The following is an 8,962-nucleotide window of genomic DNA, read 5'->3' as shown; positions in this document are numbered from 1 at the left end:
GCCCGCCCTGAGAAACCGACAGGCGCCCGCCCTGAGAAACCGACAGGCGAGACGCCTGTTCCACAAGAGCTTTTTTGAGAATTTCCTCCAGCAGCTTCTCTCCGCGTTCCAAAGTCTTGAGAAACTGCGCCTCTTCCCTTGCCAATTCCGCCTTAATTTGAGCTTCCCGCAGCCGCACGTTCGGATAAGCTGCTTCCGAAAGGCCGATCGCACTTTCAGCCACCCGCACCGTAAATTCGCCCTGAATTCCAATCAGCCGCCCGTGGCGCACCACCCGGCGAATCAACCGGCGCAAAATGTAACCCCGACCCACATTCGACGCGCGAATTTCGTCCGCAATCATGTGCACCACAGCCCGAACGTGATCGCCAATTACTTTCAGCGAAACCTTGACTTTTTCATCGCTATTGTGGTAATCAATCCCGGCAAGTTCCGCCGCCGATTGAACGATCGGAAAAATCAAATCTGTTTCGTAATTATTGGGGACTTTCTGGAGGATTTGCGCCATCCGTTCCAATCCCATGCCAGTATCAATATTTTGATTTTGCAGCGGTGTTAAATTGCCCTCTGCATCTTTATTGTACTGCATGAAAACCAGGTTGTAGAATTCAATAAACCTGGTATCATCTTCGAGGTCAATCTTGTCGCCTCTCTCTGGGTGGAAATCATAGTAAATCTCCGAACACGGGCCGCAGGGGCCAGTCGGGCCGGATTCCCAGAAATTGTCATCTTCTCCCATGCGCTGAATCCGATCGCCCGGAATGCCAATTTCATCGCGCCAAATCGCAAAAGCTTCCTCATCTTCTCGGAAAACGCTAACAACCAAATTCGACGCTGGTAAACCGAAAACTTCCGTCGAAAGTTCCCAGGCCCAGGCGATCGCCTGTTTCTTGAAATAATCCCCGAAACTGAAATTGCCCAACATCTCAAAAAACGTGTGGTGGCGGGCGGTGCGCCCGACGTTTTCGATGTCGTTGGTGCGGATGCACTTTTGAGAAGTCGTCGCGCGCGGTGATTCGGCCGTGCGCTGTCCGAGAAATATCGGCTTGAATTGTAGCATTCCGGCGATCGTCAGCAACACCGTCGGATCTTCGGGTACCAAAGAAGCACTCGGCAAGATCTTATGTCCCCGCTGAGCATAAAAGTCGAGGAAGGTTTGGCGGATTTGGCTACCGCCGAGAAACTTAGGAGAAATAGACATGACAAGAACTGTTAAGTATGTAAAGATGTAGCAACAATAGAATTTATAGGACTTACGCACGGCTGTCCAGAAACCCGGTTTTTATACCAAAATACTTGCTTAAAATCCTCAATTTCGGTAGAACAACCCGATTTCTTGGTTAGGAGTGCGTGAGTGCTAACTTACATCTATTTGGATATTCATATCATTATACTTAGTAATGTAAAGACCTATCAAGTTTTGCAAATAGTGCTTTACTCCTCGGAAAGCTCGTGCTAACTTAATAATAGACACCAGGACAGGAAGAGAAAGGAGGTCGCTATATTTAGAAAGAAAGTTCGAGGATATAGGCATGGTGTCTCCGGTCTAGATTCCCAGGCGCAGCAGAAATTAACCGAACACAACTTGGAATAGTGGCGAACTGCCGATCGAGCAGTCAAGCCAAACCGCAGTCGAGTCAGACTTATTGTAGTTGCGGATTAAAAGTAAAGCTGCACAAGTTGTAAACCCTAGTAAGTAACAGTTCTCCACCGGAAACACATCTCGTTTGTTAGAAAAAACAAAGTTCTCATATTATTGGGTCCGGTCGCTGTCGATCGGGCCCTACGCTTTTTTATAGGGCGATCGCAGGATCCGAGGCGAAGAGGGGAGAGAGCATTAGAGTCAACAATCGCCTAAAATCCTGGATAAATATCGCTTTTATACCACTGCCAAAACCCTCTAGCATCCCCCTGATAGTCGGGGGACGAAAGAGAAGACTCTTCCCCCGGACGCTTCGATGGCGCCGGGGGGATCTGGGTTTCACCGTCAAACAGCAGATCCGTACTGCGTTTGATATGGTTGTTGTCACCAATGGGGAAAGAGGGAAGCATCCCGATTTTATCAGAGATATGGGTTTAAAACCCCATCCTTTTAGGAAGGCTTTAATTTCTTAAATCCATTCCTAAAAATCAGGGAATTCCTAGTATTTGTGGTATACTACAATAGTCAAGGTTAAACTCCTTCGCCCGAAGTGAAACAGAGACTCAGACACACTTTTAGGCGTTAACCGGGGGGCTCATAGCGGCGAAAACTCGCTATACAGCTAGAGGCTTAATACAGTCTCAAAACCAGAAAAATAAACAATTTACTTTTGTTAGGTAGGGTAGGGCATATCCAAACTCGCTTGTCAATATCCTAGTACGCTTTTGGAGATAGACACTCTGGGGTGACTGCGAATCAGACTCGTTAATTAGTAGGATTTCTACGGTTAAAAGGTTTGAGTATTGCCGTAAGGACGCAACACTTAAAGGTCAGTCGCTGAATTAAGAATCCCCATCCTTTAGGTTGGGGAGTGTCAAAAAAAACGTTTTTTTAGGAGTGCGATCGTCCCCACAGCAAAGCCGATATCTAGCGAATAAGATCCTCGAACCGAGTGTGAAAACTAGCTCGATTATATAATTGGACGTGGAGCGCGCCCCCGCTTTTTGCCTTGCAGCAAGCGCTATGTATGAGGCACTGTCAAGATGCGATATCATTGAGGATGTCACTCAAGACATTAAAACCTACCCCGCTGTATAGCATAAAAGTCTAGGCTTATCTAAGCTTGCTGCAAGGCAAAGATAGCAAACCGCCATTTTTGGTGACAAGACTCGGCCCTGTGAATTTGCATCTCAGGATATTTAGAGTCAAAACTCTAAAAAATCCCCTCCCCCACGCAGGGGTGAGAGTTCAAACAATAAAATCCCGCCCCGTCAAAAAAGCTAGTGCCGCCAACCACTGTCGTAAATCACTAGCACAGTTCTTAAGCTCACAATCTTCGGAGATTCGAGGTACAAGTATGGCCGAAATAACTAAAGAAGAAATGCGCGAACGGCTGGGAAATATCGACCAGATCCGGGATATAATTTTTGGAGCGCAGCTTAGAGAATACGACAATCGCTTCGATAAAATAGATTCCGACTTGTCCATGATGCAGCAAGATATGCAAGCTCGCATCGAACAAGTAAAAACAGTTCTGTCAGCCGAAATGAAAGCGGCAGTTGATTCCTTAGAAAAGAAAGTTAAATCGCTCACCTCAAACACGCAAGAAGAAAGCGCCGACCTCCGTCAGCAAATCGATCGCGTTAACCGCAAATTCACCAGCAACATGGAAGCCCTCGACGAAGCGATGGACAATCAAACCAGTTCGCTTCGCGACGAACTCTCCCAAACCCGAGATAGACTCTCCGAAGAAACCCGCACTTTGAAAACACAAGTTTTTGAAGAACTCGATCGGCGCTTTTCCATGCTCAGAGATGTTAAAGTTTCCAGAGACGACATGGCAGAAATACTGTTTGAACTCGGCATGAGGCTCAAAGGAACAGAATTTGTGCCCGAACTTAAAAACGTTGCTGATAATAAGTTAAATAACGAATTTCTGTTGCCGGAGCGCCACCATCACGGATAATAACGCATGGCTTTACCGAAAGAAAATCCGGCTGACGAAAAAGAGTTAGAGGGTTTTGTTTCTCAACCTGACGAGTCTGCTGCCGATGCAGCAGCCCAGCTAGAACCCTTGCTGAATCTGTTAGTCGAACTCAAAATTATTGCTGCTTCAAACCAGCAAAATCCAGAGCCCGAAGCTGACAGCAGCAGCGAAAACGATCGAGCTGGGGCCCTCGGCGGGTTGATGGATTTGTTAGGTATTTCCTCAGAAAAGCAAGAGGAATTTGCACCGAGTTGCTCGCCCGAAACCGGCGATCGCGAACCCGAGTCTGCTGATTCGTCTGTTGCAGACGAGTTCAAAAGTTTGCTGTGGGCTACTCAAAAACTCAACACTTCAGAACTGGAAAAAGACTATTTTTCAGCTAAAACTATAGATGTTTCAGCGATCGCCCAGCCGGATTTGCAGGAGAAATCAGAGCCACTCCCAGAGTTGTCTAACTTGACAATGAAAGATTCTCTACAGTACGTACAGGCTCAAAACTCCCACGGGTTCGATCCTCATTTACAGGATATCTCCGCTCCCGAAACCGAGTCAAAACCCTCGGTAATTACCCATAACCCCATAGTTTCCCCAGTCTCAGATCCACCAGAAACTGCATATTTAGATTTAGATGCTGCGGTGGCTTCGCCTCTAGAAATCCCAAACTTACGAGAACAGCCGACAGAAATATTAGGGCAAATTAAACAGGACTTAAATGAAGCCGACAGCGCCATGGAAAGGCTGCAAAATCTGATGTGCGGCTCGCAAATATCCGAGATCGAGCAAGTGAAAAATCTGCTGGCAGAAAATGATTTGCCGGGGGTTCGCCACCTGATGGCCACAATCGACGATAAATTAGGAAAATTGGAGCACCAAATCTACGAGCCCCAAGAGTTGATTGAGTTGATGCTGCCTTGGATCGCAGAAATTCTCAGCCGCAAAATTGCCGATTCCAGAGAAGAAGTTGTCAAGGCGATCGTCCCAATTATTGACGAAGTGATTAGGGCAAAAACTCACGAAAACAAGTCGGCAATGAGTGCGGCAATCGCTGAGCTGCTTCCCGAGGCACTTGCTCAACAAATAGTGAATTCGCCAGAGGATATTGCTAAGGCGATCGCCCCAGAAATCGGCCTAGCAATTAAAGAGCAAATTCGCCTCGACCAAGAGTCGATCGCCCAGGCCCTCGCCCCGGAAATGGGCAAAGCAATTACAGCCCAAATAAAACTCGAACGCGACTCTATGGTGGATGCGCTCTATCCCGTAATTGGCAGTACAATTTCCCGATACATGGCAGAAGCTATCAAGACAATCAATGAAAAAGTGTCAAATGCCATCAGCGTCGAAGGATTTAAGCGAAAAATTCGCGCCCAAGTACAAGGAGTCTCCGAAGCCGAATTAATCCTCAAAGAATCAGTATCCTTTACCGTCCAAGCAGCCTTCTTAATTCACAAAGCATCAGGCTTGATAATTTCCGAAGTTCAAAACTCAGAAAGCTACCAGTTAGAATCAGAAATGGTAGCAGGAATGCTCACAGCTATTCGCAGCTTTGTTAACGAGTGCATCGTGCAGCCGGGACAAGCTTCCGAACTCAATCAAATTGAATACGGCGACTCCAAGATTATGCTAGAAGTAGCGGGATACTGCTACATGGCAGTCGTGATTAAAGGAGAACCGCCACACTCGTTCATCAACAAAATGCGACAAAACGTTAGTAATCTCATCCTTAATTACGGCAAATTAATTCAGGAGTTTAACGGCGATCCCGGTACTATACCGGATGCGCTGCACCCGTTAATAAAAACTTTATTCGACCCGCTGCACAAAGAAAAATCAACAAAACCCCCGATCGCCGTAGCGGGTATTGGTTTAGCCGCCCTGAGCTTAATCTTAGTACCGTGGGGAATATATCAGTACCGCAGCAGTGTGGAGCGCCGCCTCGAAGCAAATGCCGTCGCAGCTTTAGCCGATACTCCCGAATTAGCAGTTTACCGCTTAGATGTTGCAGTGGATGGCAAAACTTTAAAGCTAACCGGAAAGTTGCCAAATCAAGAATTGCGGGTACAAGCCGAAAAAATAGTCGCATCCACTGCACCAAAATTGCAATTAGATAATAGAATTGTAGCTGTAGATGTCCCCCCAGATCCAGTTTTGACGGCCGCCGAGGTGCAGCGGATTACCGCTATTTTGAACCAGAGAGAGGGGGTTTTTATTTCTACTCGCTACGGCGATCGGAAAGTTACTGTAGAGGGCAGAGTTATAGACGGTGCAGACGCACAGAAAATAGCTCAGTCCCTGAAGCAAATTCCCGGTGTTCAATCGGTGATTAGCACAGTTAAATTAGAGCCGCTGAAAATTACAAGCCGCATCTACTTCGAGCAAGGAACGACAAAATTAGACTCAACATACGGAGAAATCATCGCCAGTGTCAAAAAATTCATGGATCGATATCCTCACAAACAGATTAAGATAATTGGGCACAGCGATGGAACTGGGGAACTTGCTACAAATCAAAAGTTGTCGCTCAGGCGTGCAGCAGCAGTGCGAGATGCTTTAGTGGGGCAAGGTGTTGACCCGAAGCGCCTCCAAACCATCGGCAGCCCAAATCCTCCTCCCGGCTTGGAACCCAATCAACCGCGACTTTTAAGCAGATGCGTGCTATTTGAACCAATAACTAATACTATAAACAGTAAATAATTATGTCAGTTACTATATCTAAAAAAATCTGCATGATTGGCGATTTTGGCGTGGGGAAAACCAGCCTGATCCGCCGTTTTGTCGATCGGCAATTCAGCGACCAGTACCTCTCCACTGTGGGAGTAAAAATTTCCCGCAAAAGCCTAGAATTAGAAAGCGTAAAACAGCGGGAAAACGTGACAGCACAGTTGCTAATTTGGGACTTAGAAGGGCATACAAAATTCAAAGGAATAGCACCGACTTACTTGCAGGGAGCTAGCGGCGTTTTAATCGTTGCCGATGTCAGTCGCTCCGAAACAGTTGAGCGAATCTCCGAACACATTCAGCTTTTTTCTTCAGTCAATCCTAAAGGGTCAATTATCGTCGCTTTGAACAAAGTAGACTTGATTGACGAGGAAAAATTGGCGCTGCTAGTGGAAATATCCCATTCGATAGCTCAAGACAAAGTAATAGCAGTTTACACTACATCTGCTAAAACAGGCAAAGACGTTGACGAAATCTTCTACAAACTAGCTTACACAATGGTAGAACAAGTATGAACCCCCTTTTGAGAAAGCTGTTGGAGCCGCGGCAAACACAGTATTTGGTAGTAAATCACCATTTCATCATTCAGGAAACCTCCACCGAAGTGCAGCATTATGCCGATACTCCCGACCACGCGATACCCGGTGCAGATGCTCGCATGAGTTTTCCCGAACTGATTGGCATTGAAAATACCCTCATGTCTATCATTATGGGAAAACTGCCGAGCTTCGATCTCAAAGGTATCGCTCGGTTTACCGACCACAGCCGCCCTTTATACTTTGATATGTTGGCTATCCAACATGAAGACGAACAAGAAGATGTGCCAAGTAAACTGCTAATTTTGATTGAAGATACCACCGAAAAGATGGTGATGAAGCAATCGTTAATTCAGAGGGCGAATGAAGCTAATCTTTTGGTGAGCGCCTTAGCCGCTTCTAACGATTATATAGATAAAGTTATTCGCTCGATGGGCGATGCTTTGTTGGTGACAACAACATTAGGAATTATCAAAACAGTCAATCAATCAGCCAAATGGTTATTTGGGTACAGCGAAGCAGAATTGATCGGCCACCCCCTGTCCATAATAGTAGTCGAAGAAAAGTTGCTTTACCAAGCTCGCCACCGCTATATTTTGTCTCATAAAGAGCTGCTCAGAGAACTGCAAGTAATCTGCACTACTAAAGCAGGAGAAGAAATTTGGGTAGAATTTTCCTGTTCGGCAATTCAGACCGAATTACAGGAACTTTACGATTTCATCTATATCGGCAGGGACATCACAGAACGCAAACAACAAGAAATAGAAATTCGCCGCTCTTTGGCAAAAGAGCAAGAACTCAGACAGGTAAAATCTCGTTTTTTCTCGATGCTCGCTCACGAATTCGGCAATCCTTTACATACAATATTATTTGCTACTAAAATCCTCCAAGACTACGGCGACGAAATCACCCACGAGGAAAAAAAACACTACCTCGAACACGTTAAATCAGCATCTAAACACATGGCTCAGCTATTAGATGACGTGCGGTTGCTCAGCAGCGCCGAAGCCGGAAAACTCGAATTCAATCCCGCACCAGTTGACTTACACAAACTTTGCAGCGAGTTAGTAGAATCAATTAAAATTAGTAACGGCAAAAATCATACAATTAATTTTATTTATAAAAGATTAAGTGTTTCCGCGAAAAAAAATGATCGCGAGTCGGAGGAAACGCAAAACTTGCCAGCACTCGATGCAAAATTGCTGCGGCACATCTTGACAAATTTGCTGTCAAATGCTATAAAATATTCGCCGATCGGCAGCAATATTTATTTTGAATTAAATTGTGACAATGAAGAAGCTAAATTTAAAATTAAAGACGCAGGCATTGGCATTCCTATCGAAGACCAAGAACAACTGTTTGAATCTTATTACCGGGCACAAAATGTCGGAAAAATACCCGGTACAGGACTGGGTTTATCCATAGTGAAGCAGTGTGTAGACTTGCAGGGAGGTCAAATCGAATTTTCCAGCGACACAGGGTTAGGCACTACCTTTACAGTCAAAATTCCATTTGACAAACAGAGATAAATAGATTAATCTCAGATAATTTGATACAGAGGGCGCATTCACTACTCAAAATCTAATGTAAGTAACCCCGGTCTAAAGACACGGGGCTTCAGCAAACAAACTGAAGCCGTGCTTACCAGCCTAAGTTTTAATTAACTCCGTTTCGGGGGTTACGACACCAGTGGATGCGTAGCTAGTCTCCTGCTCTGTCGTTTGCAGTTAAACAGTTTTAAGGTCACTGAAACAGTGCTGCAAACCTAACAAGCCCTCAAAACTTTGGCGAAGCTAACATTACGAGAAATCGAAGAGACACAACAATGTCTATCCTAAAACCCAACTACGTCTTTGTTCTAGATACTAACCACAAACCACTAACACCATGCAAACCATCATTAGCACGTAAACTGTTAAAGGTTGCTAAAGCTAAAGTTTTCAGGCTGTACCCTTTCACAATAATTTTGAGGAAGGAGGTAACTGAAGACCCGCGACCCATGATCTTAAAGATTGACCCCGGTTCAAAAGTTACTCTGCGATACGTTTCCGCAAAAATGGATAGCCTAACAGCTTGAAGTGT

Annotated in this window: 6 protein-coding genes and 1 pseudogene; 5 read left to right on the top strand and 2 right to left on the bottom strand. The window is 45.4% G+C overall.

Features of this window, described 5'->3' with window-relative positions:
- Positions 1–1,201: alanine--tRNA ligase (gene alaS / locus QUB61_RS10970; RefSeq protein ID WP_333189940.1), on the bottom strand; the 1,201-nt coding region annotated here is incomplete at its 3' end.
- Between the two features lie 653 nt (positions 1,202–1,854).
- Entirely contained in the window at positions 1,855–2,052 is a 198-nt protein-coding gene (locus tag QUB61_RS10965) for a hypothetical protein (protein WP_333127756.1), read from the bottom strand.
- Between the two features lie 947 nt (positions 2,053–2,999).
- Here QUB61_RS10965 and QUB61_RS10960 point away from each other — a divergent pair.
- From QUB61_RS10960 to QUB61_RS10940, 5 genes and pseudogenes are all read left to right on the top strand, one after another.
- A complete protein-coding gene (locus tag QUB61_RS10960) occupies positions 3,000–3,608 on the top strand; it encodes a hypothetical protein (RefSeq protein ID WP_333127754.1) in 609 nt (202 codons plus the stop codon).
- A gap of 6 nt (positions 3,609–3,614) precedes the next feature.
- On the top strand, positions 3,615–6,320 hold the full coding sequence (locus tag QUB61_RS10955; protein WP_333127752.1) for an OmpA family protein: 2,706 nt from the start codon (positions 3,615–3,617) through the stop codon (positions 6,318–6,320).
- A 2-nt stretch (positions 6,321–6,322) separates the two neighbouring features.
- The gene (locus QUB61_RS10950) at positions 6,323–6,859 is read left to right on the top strand and encodes a Rab family GTPase (protein WP_333127750.1); all 537 of its coding nucleotides are present in this window, start codon (positions 6,323–6,325) and stop codon (positions 6,857–6,859) included.
- On the top strand, positions 6,856–8,409 hold the full coding sequence (locus QUB61_RS10945) for a PAS domain-containing sensor histidine kinase (protein WP_333127748.1): 1,554 nt from the start codon (positions 6,856–6,858) through the stop codon (positions 8,407–8,409). Before QUB61_RS10950 ends, QUB61_RS10945 begins: the two co-directional genes overlap by 4 nt.
- A 296-nt stretch (positions 8,410–8,705) precedes the next feature.
- Positions 8,706–8,915 (top strand): annotated as a pseudogene (locus QUB61_RS10940) (RRXRR domain-containing protein); the annotation flags it as partial.
- Positions 8,916–8,962 lie beyond the last annotated feature (47 nt).

Origin of the sequence: Microcoleus sp. C2D2, from assembly GCF_036702495.1 — a bacterium.
Lineage (GTDB): Bacteria > Cyanobacteriota > Cyanobacteriia > Cyanobacteriales > Microcoleaceae > Microcoleus.
The sequence above is the reverse complement of the archived record's forward strand: the minus strand, read 5'-3'. Positions and strand labels throughout refer to the sequence as shown.